12 protein-coding genes are annotated in these 15,383 nt (G+C 69.2%); 8 read left to right on the top strand and 4 right to left on the bottom strand.

The features are described 5' to 3' along the window. Positions 1 to 12: 12 nt before the first annotated feature. Complete coding sequence (locus BS80_RS16835; RefSeq protein WP_035798285.1) at positions 13 to 783, bottom strand: hypothetical protein; 771 nt, start codon at positions 781 to 783, stop codon at positions 13 to 15. Positions 784 to 906: 123 nt separating this feature from the next. On the opposite strand from BS80_RS16835, the gene BS80_RS16830 reads away from it, so the two are divergent. The 8 genes from BS80_RS16830 to BS80_RS16795 all read left to right on the top strand — a co-directional run bounded on the left by BS80_RS16830 (position 907) and on the right by BS80_RS16795 (position 11,983). Next, positions 907 to 2,469, top strand: a complete 1,563-nt coding sequence (locus BS80_RS16830) for an ABC transporter family substrate-binding protein (protein ID WP_035798283.1) — start codon at positions 907 to 909, stop codon at positions 2,467 to 2,469. A 146-nt stretch (positions 2,470 to 2,615) separates the two neighbouring features. After that, positions 2,616 to 4,484 carry a translational GTPase TypA gene (typA, locus tag BS80_RS16825; protein ID WP_035798281.1) on the top strand — a complete coding sequence of 623 codons (1,869 nt, stop codon included), beginning with the start codon at positions 2,616 to 2,618 and terminating at the stop codon, positions 4,482 to 4,484. Positions 4,485 to 4,694: 210 nt separating this feature from the next. Then, positions 4,695 to 6,326 (top strand): peptide ABC transporter substrate-binding protein, encoded by a 1,632-nt coding sequence (locus BS80_RS16820; protein ID WP_157536320.1) that lies wholly within the window; start codon positions 4,695 to 4,697, stop codon positions 6,324 to 6,326. Positions 6,327 to 6,406: 80 nt separating this feature from the next. Beyond that, entirely contained in the window at positions 6,407 to 7,330 is a 924-nt protein-coding gene (locus BS80_RS16815) for an ABC transporter permease (protein ID WP_035798277.1), read from the top strand. Then, positions 7,323 to 8,351 carry an ABC transporter permease gene (locus BS80_RS16810; RefSeq protein ID WP_035798275.1) on the top strand — a complete coding sequence of 343 codons (1,029 nt, stop codon included), beginning with the start codon at positions 7,323 to 7,325 and terminating at the stop codon, positions 8,349 to 8,351. Before BS80_RS16815 ends, BS80_RS16810 begins: the two co-directional genes overlap by 8 nt. Positions 8,352 to 8,381: 30 nt before the next feature. Further along, positions 8,382 to 9,449 carry an ABC transporter ATP-binding protein gene (locus BS80_RS16805; protein ID WP_083974816.1) on the top strand — a complete coding sequence of 356 codons (1,068 nt, stop codon included), beginning with the start codon at positions 8,382 to 8,384 and terminating at the stop codon, positions 9,447 to 9,449. Next, on the top strand, positions 9,442 to 10,614 hold the full coding sequence (locus tag BS80_RS16800; RefSeq protein ID WP_083974814.1) for an ABC transporter ATP-binding protein: 1,173 nt from the start codon (positions 9,442 to 9,444) through the stop codon (positions 10,612 to 10,614). The genes BS80_RS16805 and BS80_RS16800 overlap by 8 nt, the downstream gene beginning before the upstream one ends. Positions 10,615 to 10,672: 58 nt before the next feature. After that, the gene (locus BS80_RS16795; protein WP_051966702.1) at positions 10,673 to 11,983 is read left to right on the top strand and encodes a M48 family metallopeptidase; all 1,311 of its coding nucleotides are present in this window, start codon (positions 10,673 to 10,675) and stop codon (positions 11,981 to 11,983) included. 62 nt (positions 11,984 to 12,045) lie between these two features. Here the strand turns inward: BS80_RS16795 and BS80_RS16790 are convergent, their stop codons facing one another. From BS80_RS16790 to BS80_RS16780, 3 genes are read right to left on the bottom strand one after another with little or no spacing between them, the layout of a single operon-like run. After that, positions 12,046 to 13,137 (bottom strand): ABC transporter ATP-binding protein, encoded by a 1,092-nt coding sequence (locus BS80_RS16790; protein ID WP_035798271.1) that lies wholly within the window; start codon positions 13,135 to 13,137, stop codon positions 12,046 to 12,048. Positions 13,138 to 13,164: 27 nt separating this feature from the next. Continuing rightward, a complete protein-coding gene (locus tag BS80_RS16785; RefSeq protein WP_035798268.1) occupies positions 13,165 to 14,235 on the bottom strand; it encodes an ABC transporter ATP-binding protein in 1,071 nt (356 codons plus the stop codon). 55 nt (positions 14,236 to 14,290) lie between these two features. Next, positions 14,291 to 15,271 (bottom strand): ABC transporter permease, encoded by a 981-nt coding sequence (locus BS80_RS16780; RefSeq protein WP_035798266.1) that lies wholly within the window; start codon positions 15,269 to 15,271, stop codon positions 14,291 to 14,293. Positions 15,272 to 15,383 lie beyond the last annotated feature (112 nt).

Genomic DNA, 15,383 nt, shown 5'->3' with positions numbered 1-15,383 from the left:
CAGGGTTCCCTCTCAGAAGAACTTCGGGTCGGCGAAGACGCCCGACGAGACCAGGTACACGTACAGGTCGGCCAGCCCGACCGAGGCCAGCGAGAGCCAGGCCAACTGCATGTGGCGGGCGTTGAGCCGGCCGACCAGCTGCCAGGCTCGGTAGCGCACCGGGTGCTTGGAGAAGTGCTTCAGCCGGCCGCCGACGATGTGCCGGCAGGAGTGGCAGGAGAGCGTGTAGGCCCAGATCAGCCCGACGTTGACGACCAGCACCAGGGTGCCCAGCCCGGCGTGCCCCCAGGCCCCGTCGGCGTTGCGGAAGCCCAGCACCGCGTCGTAGCTGAGGATCCCGGCGACCGGGATCGCCAGGTAGAAGAAGTACCGGTGCAGGTTCTGCAGGATCAGCGGGAAGCGCGTCTCGCCGCTGTACGTGGCGTGCGGCTCGGCCACCGCGCAGGCCGGCGGCGAGGACCAGAAGGCCCGGTAGTAGGCCTTGCGGTAGTAGTAGCAGGTCAGTCGGAACCCGAGCGGGAAGACCAGCACCAGCAGAGCGGGCGAGAGCCGCCACCAGTCGCCCACCAGCGCCCAGTCCGCCCCGCCGCGCATGGTGGCGCAGTTCGCCGCCAGGCAGGGGGAGTAGAAGGGGGAGACGTAGGGCGCCGCGTAGTAGTGGGCGCCCTCGAAGGCCCGCCAGGTCGAGTAGGCGATGAAGGCCAGCAGCCCGGCCGCCGTCGCGAGCTGTGGCAGCCACCAGCGGTCGGTACGGAGTGTGCGTTCCGGGATCGCTATGGTCATCCTGCGAGTGTGACCTTGATCACAATGAACGGGAACCCCTCGGACAGGATTCGCTCACCCAACCGGGTGTCCGGCTGTCGTGCCGTCAGCTCCCTTCGGCATGAGTGCAGTTGAGTGGACGGTATGACCAACACCTCGGTCCTGCGCAGAGTTGTCGCCGCCGCCGTGGTGCTCGGCGCCCTGGCGGGCTGTTCCTCGGCCCCGCGTCCGGCCCCCGCGGCCCCGCCGCCGCAGCCCGCGTCCGACCTGACGCCCGGGGACCGTACGTCGGTCCGCGACGGCGGCACGGTCCGCTGGGCGGTGGACGAGGTGCCCGCCTCGCTGGACGTCTACCGGCCCACCGCCACCGCCGACACCGAGCTGATCGCGCACGCCCTGCTGCCCAGCCTCTTCCGGCCGGACGACCGGGCCCGCCCGACCGCGGACCCGGACTTCCTGGCCGGCGCCGACGCCGACGCGACGAGTCGCACGGTCGTCTACCGGCTCAACCCGAAGGCCGTCTGGAGCGACGGAAAGCCGCTGGCGGCCGCCGACTTCACCGCCCAGTGGACCGAGCTGCGCGGCTCGCTGCCCGGCTACGCGGCGATCGAGTCGATCGCCCCCGGCGCCGATCCGCACCAGGTCAAGGTCGTCTTCAAGCAGCCGTACGCGCAGTGGCGCGCGCTCTTCAGCCCGCTCTACCCGGCGGCCGGACTGCCCGTGACGGCCGGCCCGCTGGTGCTGAAGTCGCTGGACGCCAAGGCCGGCAGGGCCTCGCTGGTCCGCAACCCGCAGTGGTGGGGTGACCCGGTGAAAGTCGACGGGATCGACTTCCTGGCCACGCCGAACCGCCTGGACGCCCTCGACCAGGGCACCGTCGACGTCGCCGCGCTGGACGGCGCGGTGGACTCCTCCCTCCAGGCGGTCAAGCGCGCCGAGTCGCTCCCGGGCCTGACCCTGCACCGGGCGGCCGCGCCCTCCTTCACCCAGCTGACCCTGAACGGCGCCCGCGGCCCGCTCGCCGAGCCCGCCGTCCGCCGGGCGGTGGCCGCCTGCGTGGACCGTCAGGCGGTCGCCGAGGCGGCGCTCGGCCCGCTCGGCCTGCCCGCCGTCCCGCTCGGCAACCACCTGCTGATGGCCGACCAGGACGGCTACCAGGACGACAGCGGCACGATCGCCGCCACCGCCAGGAACCTGCACCTGGACCTCACCCTGCTGTTGCCCGATGGCTCGGCCACCGCCCGCCGCGCCGCCGACGCCCTGGTGGCCCAGCTCGCCCCGGACGGGATCACCGTGCACCCGCAGGCCGTCCCGGCCGACGGCTTCGTCCGGGACCACCTGACCGGCGGCGACTGGGACCTCGCGCTCTTCTCCTGGCCGGCCACCGCCTTCCCCGCCGCCGACGAGCGCCCGCTCTACGCCAAGCCCCGGCCCGGCGCCGACGGCAGACCGGTCACCGGGCAGAACTACGGCGGCTCGGGGACGGACGAGATCGACCTGCTCTTCGACCGGGCCACCGCCGAGCCCGACCCGGCGGCGCAGGCCGAGCTGCTGCACCAGGCCGACGTCCGGATCTGGCAGCTGGGCCACTCGGTGCCGCTCTACCAGCGCCCCGAGCTGGTCGCCGTCCGCACGGGTGTGGCCGGTGCGGGGGCCTTCGGATTCACCTGGCCGCGCTGGCAGGACCTCGGTTTCCTACGGCGTTGACCGCTGTGAGCTGCCCGAATCTGCCGCGCTGGATGGTTCCACGTACCATAGGAGGAGCCGTGGCATGTCGTGCCCGGCGGGTGGACCGGTCAAGGGATTCGCAGCCGGGGCGCCACAACCCACGACTCCGGGAGAGTTCGCTCCGCATGCCCACGCGCAATGACATCCGCAATGTAGCCATCGTCGCCCACGTCGACCACGGCAAGACGACCCTGGTTGACGCGATGCTCAAGCAGGCCGGTGCCTTCGCGGCTCACCAGCATCTCGACGACCGCATGATGGACTCGAACGACCTGGAGCGCGAGAAGGGCATCACCATTCTCGCGAAGAACACCGCGGTCAAGTACCACCCGAAGGAGGGTGGCGCGCCGATCACGATCAACATCATCGACACCCCGGGCCACGCCGACTTCGGTGGCGAGGTCGAGCGCGGCCTCTCCATGGTCGACGCGGTCGTTCTGCTGGTCGACGCCTCCGAGGGCCCGCTGCCGCAGACCCGCTTCGTGCTCCGCAAGGCGCTGACCGCCAAGCTGCCGGTCATCCTCTGCATCAACAAGACCGACCGTCCGGACTCCCGGATCGACGAGGTCATCAACGAGACCTACGACCTCTTCCTCGACCTGGACGCCACCGAGGAGCAGATCGAGTTCCCGATCGTCTACGCCTGCGCGCGTGACGGTGTGGCCTCGCTGACCAAGCCGGAGAACGGCACCGTGCCGGCCGACAGCGACTCGCTGGAGCCGTTCTTCTCCACCATCCTGGGCAGCGTCCCGGCGCCGGAGTACGACGAGAACGCTCCGCTGCAGGCGCACGTCACCAACCTGGACGCCGACAACTTCCTCGGCCGTATCGCGCTCTGCCGCGTCGAGCAGGGCGAGCTGCGCAAGGGCCAGCAGGTCGCGTGGATGAAGCGTGACGGCTCGATCCAGCAGGTCAAGATCACCGAGCTGCTGATGACCGAGGCGCTCACCCGCAAGCCGGCCGAGGTGGCCGGTCCCGGCGACATCTGCGCCGTCGCGGGTATCCCCGACATCATGATCGGCGAGACCCTGGCCGACCTGGAGAACCCGATCGCGCTGCCGCTGATCACGGTGGACGAGCCGGCCATCTCGATGGTCATCGGCACCAACACCTCGCCGCTCGTCGGCAAGGGCGGCAAGGGCCACAAGGTCACCGCCCGCATGGTGAAGGACCGTCTGGACAAGGAGCTGATCGGTAACGTCTCGCTGCGCGTCCTGCCGACCGAGCGTCCGGACGCCTGGGAGGTGCAGGGCCGCGGTGAGCTGGCGCTGGCCATCCTCGTCGAGACCATGCGCCGGGAGCTCTTCGAGCTGACCGTGGGCAAGCCGCAGGTGGTCACCAAGATCGTCAACGGCAAGACCCACGAGCCGGTCGAGCGCATGACGATCGACAGCCCCGAGGAGTACCTCGGCGCGATCACCCAGCTGATGGCCGTCCGCAAGGGCCGCATGGAGACCATGACGAACCACGGCTCCGGCTGGGTCCGCATGGAGTTCATCGTCCCGTCGCGTGGTCTGATCGGGTTCCGTACCCAGTTCCTGACCGACACCCGCGGCACCGGCATCGCGCACAGCATCTTCGAGGGCCACGAGCCGTGGTTCGGCGAGCTGCGGATGCGCAACAACGGTTCGCTGGTGGCCGACCGGGCCGGCGTCGTGACGCCGTTCGCGATGATGGGCATCCAGGAGCGCGGCACGCTCTTCGTCGAGCCCACCACCGAGGTGTACGAGGGCATGATCGTCGGCGAGAACTCGCGCCAGGACGACATGGACATCAACATCACCAAGGAGAAGAAGCTCACCAACATGCGTGCGGCCTCCTCCGACACCACCGAGAACCTGGTGCCGCCGCGCAAGCTCTCGCTGGAGCAGTCCCTGGAATTCTGCCGCGAGGACGAGTGCATCGAGGTGACCCCGGAGACCGTGCGTATCCGCAAGGTCGTCCTGGACCAGAAGGAGCGCGGGCGTACCGCCTCGCGCGCCAAGAAGAACTGACCCACCCTGTTCAAAAGCCGCCGGCCGGACCCCTTCACGGGGTCCGGCCGGCGGCTTTTCACGATGACGCCCTCTCGGTCTGACCCGTCATCACATCGGGGGACCCCGCCGAGCCGTGGGTCCCTCATCCGGCCCTACTGCGGGTGCGCCACCGCAGGACCTGCCTTCTGATGGGGTGTGATGCGACACACACGTCGAGGAGGAACCTTCATGCCGGCAGCAACCCGAGCGCGCTGGGCCGTCATCGCAGCGACATCCCTGGCCCTGGTGGTCACGGGATGCAGCAGCAGTAAGAGCAGCGGCGGCGGGACGAACTCCGCCGGTGTCGTCACGGCGTGGTGGGGTGACCCGCAGAATCCGCTGGAGCCGGCCAACACGAACGAGGTGAACGGCGGCGCCGTTCTCAACATGATCTTCACGGGTCTGATCACCTACGACCCGAAGACGAGCGCGGCCAACAACGCCAACGCCGACTCGATCACCTCGACGGACCAGCAGAACTGGACGGTCAAGCTCAAGCCCGGGTGGAAGTTCAGCGACGGCACACCGGTGACCGCCAGTTCGTACGTCGACGCCTGGAACTACGGCGCGCTGGTCACCAACAAGCAGGTCAACGCGAGCTTCTTCGGCTACATCGACGGCTTCAACGACGTGGCGCCGACCAGCGGGGCGCCGAAGGCGCAGACCATGTCCGGCCTCAAGGTGATCGACGACAACACCTTCACGGTCGCCCTCAGCCAGAAGTTCTCCACCTGGCCGCAGACCCTGGGCTACTCGGCGTACTACCCGCTGCCCAAGACCTTCTTCTCCAACCACGCGGGCTACCTCAACCAGCCGATCGGCAACGGCCCGTACGAGATCTCCTCGTGGACGCGCAGCCAGAAGATGCAGCTGCGGCCCAATCCGCAGTACAGCGGCACCATCAAGCCGCAGAACGGCGGGATCGACCTCAAGGTCTACACCGACACCAACGCGGCCTACGCCGACCTCCAGTCGGGCAACCTGGACGTCGACAACGGGGTGCCGAACTCCGCGCTGAAGACCATCCAGGGTGACCTCAACGGCCGCTACATCAACCAGCCGGCCGGCATCATCCAGACCATCTCGTTCCCGCTCTACCAGGCTGACTGGAACACTGACAACGCCAAGCTGGTGCGCCAGGGCATCTCGATGGCGATCGACCGGGCCACCATCACCAAGGTGGTGTTCACGTCCACCCGTACGCCGGCGACCGAGTGGACCTCCCCGGTGCTCGGCGCGGCGGGCGGCTACCAGGCCGGCATCTGCGGCGACGCCTGCAACTACGACCCGGCCAAGGCCAAGGCGCTGATCCAGCAGGGCGGTGGGATCCCCGGTGGTCAGCTGACCATCAGCTACAACGCCGACGGCCCGCACAAGGAGTGGGTCGACGCGACCTGCAACAGCATCAACAACGCGCTGGGCAACACCACCGCGTGCGTCGGTCGGCCGGTCGGCACCTTCGCGGACTTCCGCAACCAGATCACCAGCAAGCAGATGACCGGCGCCTTCCGGACCGGCTGGCAGATGGACTACCCGCTGATCCAGGACTTCCTGCAGCCGGTCTACACCACCGACGGCTCCTCGAACGACTCGCACTACAGCAACCAGCAGTTCGACGCGCTGGTGAGCCAGGCCAACGCCCAGCCGAACCCGACGGACTCGGTCAAGGACTTCCAGACCGCGGAGAAGATGCTGGCCACCGACATGCCGGCCATCCCGCTCTGGTACCAGAACGGCACGGCCGGCTGGTCGGACAAGGTCAGCAACGTGATGCTCGACCCGTTCAGCGTCCCGGTCTACACCTCGATCACCGTCAAGTAGTCGGCAGCCGCGGCGGGTTCCGGCGACCTCGGGTCGCCTGGGCCGGCCGCGGCGGTGCCGACGGCTCAGAGGAGGAACGCATGGGACGCTACGTCCTCAGACGGCTGCTCCAAATGATCCCGGTCTTCATCGGGACCACCTTCCTGATCTTCGTGATGGTCCACGCCCTGGGCGACCCGGTCAACGCGCTCTTCGGGGACAAGGCGCCGGACCCGGCCATCGCGGCGCAGATCCGGGCCCAGTACAACCTGAACGACCCGCTCTGGCTTCAGTACGTCAAGTACATGGGCAACCTGTTCCGCTGGAACTTCGGGACCACGTTCAGCGGGCAGTCCGTCACCTCACTGCTGGCCACCGCCTACCCGGCGACGCTCAAGCTCACCGCGGTGGCGTTCACCATCGAGGTGGTCTTCGGCATCGGGTTCGGCCTGATCAGCGGCCTGCGGCGGGGCGGGATGGCGGACAACAGCGTGCTGATCCTGACCCTGGTGGTCATCTCGATCCCGACCTTCGTCACGGGCTACGTGCTGCAGTACCTGATCGGCGTGAAGTGGGGGATCCTGCCGGCGACCGCCGGTGATCCGCTGACCCTGCAGTCGCTGCTGCTGCCCGGCATCGTGCTGGCCTCGGTCTCCCTCGCCTACGTCGCCCGGCTCACCCGGACCACCGTCGCCGAGAACTCCAAGGCCGACTACGTGCGGACCGCGACGGCCAAGGGCCTGCCGCGGCGGCGCGTGGTGATCAACCACCTGCTGCGCAACTCGCTGATCCCGGTGGTCACCTTCCTGGGTACCGACCTCGGTGCGCTGATGGGTGGTGCGCTGGTCACCGAGCGCATCTTCAACATCCACGGCGTGGGTTTCTACCTCTACCAGGGGATCGTCCGTCAGAACAGCAACACCGTGGTGGGCTTCGTGACCATCCTGGTCATCGTCTTCCTGGCGGCCAACCTGCTCGTCGACCTGCTCTACGCGGTTCTGGACCCGAGGATCCGTTATGCCTGATCAGGACAAGTACAACGAAGCGGACCCGCTCGCCGAGGCCGGGACCGGCGAGGAGGAGATGCCGAGTGCGGTGGAGAGCCGCACCTTCGACCTCGGCACCATGGAGGGCCAGAGCTTAATCAAGGCCGAACGGCTGGCGGACCACCCGGAGACTCCCGCGCTGGAGGACCGGGTCGTGGCGCGCAGCCTCTGGCAGGACGCCTGGCGCGACCTGCGGCGCAACCCGATCTTCATCATCTCCGGGCTGCTGATCATCTTCCTGGTGATCATGGCGATCTGGCCCACCCTGTTTACCTCGACCGACCCGCTCAAGTGCGACCTCTCGAAGTCCCAGGCCGGGGCCGAGTCCGGACACCCGTTCGGCTTCGACAACCAGGGCTGCGACGTCTACGCCCGTACGGTGCACGGCGCCCGTGCCTCCATCACGGTGGGCGTCTGCGCCACCGCCGGCGCCGCACTGACCGGCACCCTGCTGGGCGGCCTGGCCGGGTTCTTCGGCGGCTGGCTCGACTCGGTCGTCTCGCGGATCGCCGACATCTTCTTCGGCATCCCGATCCTGCTCGGCGGCCTGGTCTTCCTCTCCGTGATCCCCAGTCAGTCGATCTGGATCGTGGTGGCGTTCATCGTGGTCCTCGGCTGGCCGCAGCTGGCACGCATCGCCCGAGGCGCGGTGATCACGGCCAAACAGCAGGACTACGTCACGGCGGCCAGGGCGCTGGGCGCCGGGAACTCCCGGCTGATGCTGCGGCACATCCTGCCGAACGCCGTCGCCCCGATCATCGTCGTGGCCACGATCGCCCTGGGTACCTACATCTCCCTGGAGGCCACCCTGAGCTTCCTGGGCGTCGGGCTCAAGCCGCCCACGGTCTCCTGGGGCATCGACATCTCCTCGGCCGCGGACACCTTCCGCAACGCGCCGCACATCCTGCTCTACCCGGCCGGGGCGCTCAGCCTCACTGTGCTGGCGTTCATCATGCTCGGCGACGCGGTCCGCGACGCTCTCGACCCCAAGCTGCGCTGAGAGAGGTCCCCACCAGCCATGAGTAGCAGCATGAGCAGCAGCACCAGCGCGAGCAGCAGGTCGGCCGAAGCCGGTCAGGACACCGTCGACAGCCACGACGCGCCCCTTCTGGAGGTCCGTGGCCTCCACGTCGAGTTCCACACCAGGGAGGGCGTGGCCAAGGCGGTCAACGGGGTCGACTACGCGGTCCGGGCCGGCGAGACCCTGGCGATCCTGGGTGAGTCCGGATCCGGCAAGTCGGTCTCCGCGCAGGCCGTGATGGGCATCCTGGACAGCCCGCCGGGCAAGATCGCCTCGGGCGAGATCCTCTTCAAGGGCCGCGACCTGCTCAAGCTCGGCTCCGAGGAGCGCCGCAAGATCCGTGGCGCGCAGATGGCGATGGTCTTCCAGGACGCGCTCTCCTCGCTCAACCCCGTGCACACCGTCGGCATGCAGCTCGGCGAGATGTACCGGGTGCACCGGGGCCTGAGCCGCAAGGACGCCAAGGCCAAGGCGATCGAGATGATGGACCGGGTGCGGATTCCGGCCGCCGCGCAGCGCGTCGGCGATTACCCGCACCAGTTCTCCGGCGGTATGCGCCAGCGGATCATGATCGCGATGGCGCTCGCCCTGGAGCCGGCCCTGATCATCGCCGACGAGCCCACTACGGCCCTGGACGTGACCGTGCAGGCCCAGGTGATGGACCTGCTGGCGGAGCTCCAGGCCGAGTACCACATGGGGCTGATCCTGATCACCCACGACCTCGGCGTGGTCGCCGACGTCGCGGACAAGATCGCCGTGATGTACGCCGGACGGATCGTCGAGACCGCCCCTGTCCACGAGCTCTACGCCCACCCCGCGCACCCGTACACCCGCGGCCTGCTCGACTCGATCCCGCGGTTGGACCAGAAGGGGCAGGAGCTCTACGCGATCAAGGGCCTGCCGCCGAACCTGCTGCGGATCCCGCCGGGCTGCGCCTTCAACCCGCGCTGCCCGCGCGCGCAGGACATCTGCCGGACCACGGTGCCGCCGCTCTTCGAGGTGACGGACGACGCGGGCGTCACCGCGCCCGGGCGGGCCAGTGCCTGCCACTTCTGGAAGGAGACCCTCCATGACTGACGGCGCCACCGCGCTCGGCGCGGCCAAGCCGGGGGAGACGGCCTTCACGCCCCCCGTCCAGCAGGGCGAGGCGATCCTCGAAGTCCGGGACCTGGTCAAGCACTTCCCGCTGACCAAGGGCGTCATCATCAAGAAGCCGGTCGGGGCGGTCAAGGCCGTCGACGGGGTCTCCTTCGACCTGGTCAAGGGCGAGACGCTCGGCATCGTGGGGGAGTCGGGCTGCGGAAAGTCCACGCTGGCCAAGGTGTTGATGAACCTGGAGCCGGCCACCGCAGGCTCGGTCCGGTACAAGGGCGAGGAGATCTCCACGCTCTCGGGACCGGCGCTGAAGGCGGTGCGCCGCAACATCCAGATGGTGTTCCAGGACCCGTACACCTCGCTGAACCCGCGGATGACGGTCGGCGACATCATCGGCGAGCCGTTCCAGATCCACCCCGAGGTGGCGCCGAAGGGCGACCGTCGCAAGGCAGTTCAGGATCTGCTGGACGTGGTCGGGCTCAACCCCGAGTACATCAACCGGTATCCGCACCAGTTCTCCGGCGGGCAGCGCCAACGCATCGGCATCGCACGGGGACTGGCGCTGCGTCCGGAGATCATCATCTGCGACGAGCCGGTCTCGGCCCTGGACGTCTCGGTGCAGGCACAGGTGATCAACCTGCTGGACCAGCTCCAGAAGGAGTTCAACCTCTCGTACATGTTCATCGCGCACGACCTCTCGATCGTCCGGCACATCTCGGACCGGGTCGGCGTGATGTACCTGGGCAGGTTGGTCGAGATCGGCAGCGACCTGGAGATCTACGAGCACGCCACGCACCCGTACACCCAGGCGCTGCTCTCCGCGGTGCCGCTGCCGGACCCGGCGGCGCGTGAGGCGCGGGACCGGATCGTGCTGGTCGGCGATGTGCCCTCACCGGCCAACCCGCCCTCCGGCTGCCGCTTCCGCACCCGCTGCTGGAAGGCCCAGGACCGCTGCGCGACCGAGGTCCCGTTGCTGGTCTCCCCGAGCTGGCTGGGCGGGCTCGCCGGGCACGACTCGGCTTGTCATTTCGCTGCGGAGCGCGAGAGTGGGCCCAGTGCTGCGGAGCGCGGAGCCGAGGGCGGAGCCGAGCCGGGGAACGGCGTGGACGGCGGGAGTGCGGCGCCACCCGAGGAGGGGCAGGGCTGAGTCAGCCCGCCCACCCGGGCTTGTTGTGGGCAGGCTGCGGATGGAATGATGAGAACTTGTGTCTGTCATCTCATCAGTTCGCGACTGCCCCAACTGCTCCCGGTCGATCGACTCGGATCCCCGCTTCAGCGACTGGTGCCAGTCCTGCGACTGGAACCTCGGCCCCGACAAGCAGTTGAGCGGCCGGGCCGCGTCCCGCCGCGCGCGGGACCTGGCCCGGGTCGAGCAGCTGTACGGGCGGTTGGTCGAGCAGCCGGCCGGTTCCCGGTGGAGCGTGGCCCGGTGCGCGGCGCTCGGCCTCGCCACGGTGGTCCACCTCGCCACCCTGGCGGTCGCGGGCGGCTCGCTCTGGTTGCTGGTCGAGGGCTATCCGTTGCTCAAGGTCGTCGGTGCGCTCGGCCTCGGGCTGACCTACCTGCTCCGCCCGCGGCTCGGCCGCTGGCGTGCCGAGAGCGGGGTGGTGGACCGCGAGCGGGCCCCGCAGCTGTACGCGCTGGTCGATCGGATCGCCGACGAGCTCGGCACCCGCAGGCCGGACCGGATCAAGGTCTCGACCGATTTCCAGGCCTCCTACGTCCATCTCGGGGTCCGCCGCCGGGTCCAGCTCACGCTGGGACTGCCGCTCTGGACGGTGCTGACGCCCGAGGAGCGGGTCGCCCTGCTCGGTCACGAGCTCGGTCACGGCGTCAACGGTGACGAACGTCGCGGCTTCTGGCTGAGCCTGGCGGCGGACACCCTGGAGGCCTGGCAGCGGCTGCTGGTGCCGACCAGCGGAGACCTCTACATGCTGAGGGTCAACCAGCGGGGAAGGGCCAGGACGGTCCGCGGCGCCAGAACCCAGAAGACCGCGCTCGACGAGTTCGCCAACTGGCTGCTGCAGGTTGTGGCGCTGCCCGTCCGGGGCGCCCACCGGCTGCTCCACCGGCTCACCCGGGCCGGCAGCCAGCGGGCCGAGTACCTGGCCGACGAGCTGGCTGCCGGGATCGGCTCCTCGCAGGCGGCCGCGTCGATGCTCGGCAAGCTCTACTTGCGGGAGAGCGTCATGGCCCGCCTGCGCCAGCAGCGGGCCGGCGGCCCGTCGGGCGGCGGCGCGCGCGGTGCGGAGGCCGAGGAGGGGCTCTGGACCGGTCTGCGCGACTACCTCGACTCCATCCCGCCGAGCGAGCTGGAGCGCCGCAGCAGGCTCTCCGCCCGCACCATGACCTCGATCGACGCCTCGCACCCGCCGACCCACCTGCGGGTCCGGCTGCGCGCCGAGCGCCCCGAGCAGCCGGCCGCCGTGGTGCTCGACGCCGCCGAGTGGGCCGTGATCGACACCGAGCTGGGCGACCTGCGGCGCGCTGCCGCCCGTGCCCTGCTGGGGCACTGAGAGACGCGTGAGGGCCCCAGGAGCAGCTCCTGGGGCCCTCACGCGTTGCGGGTGATGCGCGCTCAGTCCTCGGTGGTCCGTGCCGCGGGAACGGCGGCGGCGGCGCGCTTGGCGGCGGCGTCACCGTCCTCCGGGAAGTGGCAGGCGGTGAGGTGGCCGGCGTCGTTGCCGCCGATCTGGAGCAGCGGCGGCTCCTCGGTGGCGCACTTCTCCTGGGCCTTCCAGCAGCGGGTGCGGAACCGGCAGCCGGACGGCGGGTTGAGCGGCGACGGGACGTCACCGGTCAGCCGGATGCGCTCGATGGAGTTGTTGTCCGGGTCGGCGTCCGGCGCGGCCGACAGCAGCGCGTGGGTGTACGGGTGGCGGGGGCGCGTGTAGAGGGCGTCCCGGTCCGCGATCTCGACGATCTTGCCCAGGTACATCACCGCGACGCGCTGCGAGAAGTGCCGGACGATCGACAGGTCGTGCGCGATGAAGACGAAGGCGATGCCGAGCTCGCGCTGCAGGCCCTGGAGCAGGTTGACGACCTGGGCCTGGATCGACACGTCGAGCGCGGAGACCGGCTCGTCCGCGATGATCAGCTTCGGGTTGAGCGCGAGCGCGCGGGCCACGCCGATGCGCTGACGCTGGCCGCCGGAGAACTCGTGCGGGAAGCGGTTGAAGTGCTCCGGGTTGAGACCGACGATCTCCAGGAGCTCCTTCACCCTGTTCGCGCGGCCACCGGCCGGGTTGATGTTGTTGATCTCCATCGGGCCCGAGATGATCGTGCCGACCGTGTGCCGCGGGTTCAGCGACGAGTACGGGTCCTGGAAGATCATCTGGATCTCGGACCGGATCGGCGCGATCTCCTTGCGGGAGGCGTGCGTGATGTCCTGGCCGAGGTACTTCACCGTCCCGCCGGTGGGCTCCAGCAGCCGGGTGAGCAGTCGGCCGGTGGTCGACTTGCCGCAGCCGGACTCACCGACCAGGCCCAGGCTCTCGCCCTTGTGGACGTCGAAGGTCACGCCGTCGACCGCCTGGACGGCACCGACCTGGCGCTTGAACGGGAAACCGCCCATCACGGGGAAGTGCTTGGTGAGGCCGTTGACCTCCAGCAGGGTCTCGCCGGAGGTGGGGGCCGCGTCGGCCGGCTCGGTCAGAGTCTTTGCGCTCATGGGATTTCCTTGGCTCCTTTACCGAGCTCAGCTGCTCAGCCGGGGCAGGATCTGCTCGGTGAGGATGGACTGCTTCTGCGCGGGGGTGAGGTGGCAGGCGGAGAGGTGGCCGTTGGCCAGCTCCAGCGGCGGGCGCTCGGTCACGCACTTGTCGCCGTCCACCAGCTCACGGTACGCGCACCGGGGGTTGAAGGCGCAGCCCGTCGGCGGGTTCAGCAGCGACGGCGGGGTGCCCGGGATCGGCTCCAGCGGGACGTCGACCGAGCTGTTGATCCGCGGGATCGAGCTCAGCAGACCCCAGCCGTAGGGGTGCTGGGAGGTCTTCAGGACCTCGCGCATGGTGCCGCGCTCCACGGCCCGGCCCGCGTACATCACCAGGACGTCGTCGGCGATCTCACGGATCACGCCGAGGTCGTGGGTGATGAAGACGATCGAGGTGCCGCTCTCCTGCTGGAGGTCCTTCAGCAGGTCGACGATCTGGGCCTGCACCGTCACGTCGAGCGCGGTGGTCGGCTCGTCGGCGATCAGCAGCTGCGGGTCGCAGACCAGGGCCATCGCGATCATCGCGCGCTGGCGCATACCGCCGGAGAACTGGTGCGGGAAGTCGTCGACACGGGTCTGCGGCTGCGGGATGCCGACCCGGCGGAGCATCTCGATCGCGCGCTCGCGACCTTCCTTCTTGTTCGCCCCCGTGTGCTTCATGAACGGCTCGGCGATCTGCCGGCCGATCGTGTAGTACGGCGAGAGCGCGGCCAGCGCGTCCTGGAAGATCATCGCCATCTTGTTGCCGCGGAGCTTCTCCAGCTCACGCTGGGAGGCGGTGAGCAGCTCCTGGCCATCGAGCGTCACCGTCCCCTCGATGGTGGTGTTCCTCGGGTTGTGCAGGCCCATCACGGCCAGGTTGGACACCGACTTGCCGGACCCCGACTCACCGACGATGCCCAGGGTCTTGCCCTGCTCGAGGTCGAAGGTCAGGTTGTTGACGGCGTTGACGATGCCGTCTTCGGTGCGGAAGCGGACGCGCAGGTCGCGCACCGAGAGGAAGGCGTTGCCGGCCTGGGGTGCGTCGACGGCCTCGGACTTGGTGAGGGTGCTCACGGTCGGGTCTCCTCGGGGGCGGGGTGGTACGGAACAGTCACGAGCGGGGCGGAGGTCATCCCAGCCGGACCCGGGGGTCGAGGAGAGCGTAAGCGGCGTCGACGATGATGTTGAAGAGCAGGATGGAGACCGAGCTGAAGATCAGCACGCCCAGCTCCAGGTAGAGGTCCTCCTGGTGGACGGCCTGCACGGCGAGGTAGCCGAGGCCGTGCACACCGAAGGTGTACTCGGTGATGATCGCGCCGGAGAAGACGGCGCCGAGGTCGATACCGAAGATCGTGACGATCGGGGCCATCGCGCCGCGCAGCGCGTAGCGCCACCAGACGTAGCTGTTCGACATGCCCTTGGCGCGGGCGGCCCGGATGTGGTCCTCGGAGAGCTGCTCCAGCATCAGCGAGCGGACCTGGCGGGTGTAGTTCGACCAGAAGATCACCGACATGACCAGCCAGGGAAGGATCATGCCCTGGAAGCAGGCCCACGGGTCCTGGGTGAACGGGGTGTAGTTCGGCTGGACGAGCCACTTCAGGTTCACGACGAACAGGGCCATCGCCAGCGGGCCGAGGAAGTAGATCTGGGTCGACTGGCCGACCAGCGAGATGGAGCTGGCCGCCTTGTCCCAGAACGAGCCCTGCTTCCACGCCGAGATCATGCCCAGGCCCACGCCGATGCTGAGGAAGCAGGCGGCGCCGCCGACGGCGAGCGTGAAGGTGGCGGGGTAGTTGGCCGCGATGCGGTCCCAGACGAACTGCTGGCTGTTGTACGAGTAACCGAAGCAGGGGGCCGCGCAGTGGCCGAGGTTGCCGAAGTCCTGGCCGACGAACAGGCCGCTGAAGTAGTGCCAGAACTGCACGACGATCGGCTGGTTCAGGTGCATGTTCTCGCGGATCTGCGCGAGCAGCTGCGGGGAGCAGCCCTTCGGGCAGGAGAGCGACGCGGGGTCGGTCGGAAGCGAGAAGAACGCGAAGTAGGTGAGTGCGATCAGCAGGACGATGATGACCGCAGCGCCGAGCGCCCGGCGGATGAGAAATCGGAGCATGGGATGAGCTCTTCCGAGAGAGGGCGCCCTAGGCGGCCACGTCGTGGAGAGTGCGACCCCCGGGTCACGGGTGGTCGGCACGTGGCCCGGGCAGGGCCACCATCAGGTGGCC

This window comes from Kitasatospora mediocidica KCTC 9733, from assembly GCF_000744225.1.
Lineage (GTDB): Bacteria > Actinomycetota > Actinomycetes > Streptomycetales > Streptomycetaceae > Kitasatospora > Kitasatospora mediocidica.
This window is presented reverse-complemented; position numbering and strand designations above follow the sequence as displayed.

What these genes read in the sequence shown, in the direction of transcription:
- BS80_RS16835 (WP_035798285.1), bottom strand. Translation starts at nt 783, where the DNA reads ATGACCATAGCGATCCCGGAACGCACACTCCGTACCGACCGCTGGTGG.
- BS80_RS16830 (WP_035798283.1), top strand. Translation starts at nt 907, where the DNA reads ATGACCAACACCTCGGTCCTGCGCAGAGTTGTCGCCGCCGCCGTGGTG.
- typA (WP_035798281.1), top strand. Translation starts at nt 2,616, where the DNA reads ATGCCCACGCGCAATGACATCCGCAATGTAGCCATCGTCGCCCACGTC.
- BS80_RS16820 (WP_157536320.1), top strand. Translation starts at nt 4,695, where the DNA reads ATGCCGGCAGCAACCCGAGCGCGCTGGGCCGTCATCGCAGCGACATCC.
- BS80_RS16815 (WP_035798277.1), top strand. Translation starts at nt 6,407, where the DNA reads ATGGGACGCTACGTCCTCAGACGGCTGCTCCAAATGATCCCGGTCTTC.
- BS80_RS16810 (WP_035798275.1), top strand. Translation starts at nt 7,323, where the DNA reads ATGCCTGATCAGGACAAGTACAACGAAGCGGACCCGCTCGCCGAGGCC.
- BS80_RS16805 (WP_083974816.1), top strand. Translation starts at nt 8,382, where the DNA reads ATGAGCAGCAGCACCAGCGCGAGCAGCAGGTCGGCCGAAGCCGGTCAG.
- BS80_RS16800 (WP_083974814.1), top strand. Translation starts at nt 9,442, where the DNA reads ATGACTGACGGCGCCACCGCGCTCGGCGCGGCCAAGCCGGGGGAGACG.
- BS80_RS16790 (WP_035798271.1), bottom strand. Translation starts at nt 13,137, where the DNA reads ATGAGCGCAAAGACTCTGACCGAGCCGGCCGACGCGGCCCCCACCTCC.
- BS80_RS16780 (WP_035798266.1), bottom strand. Translation starts at nt 15,271, where the DNA reads ATGCTCCGATTTCTCATCCGCCGGGCGCTCGGCGCTGCGGTCATCATC.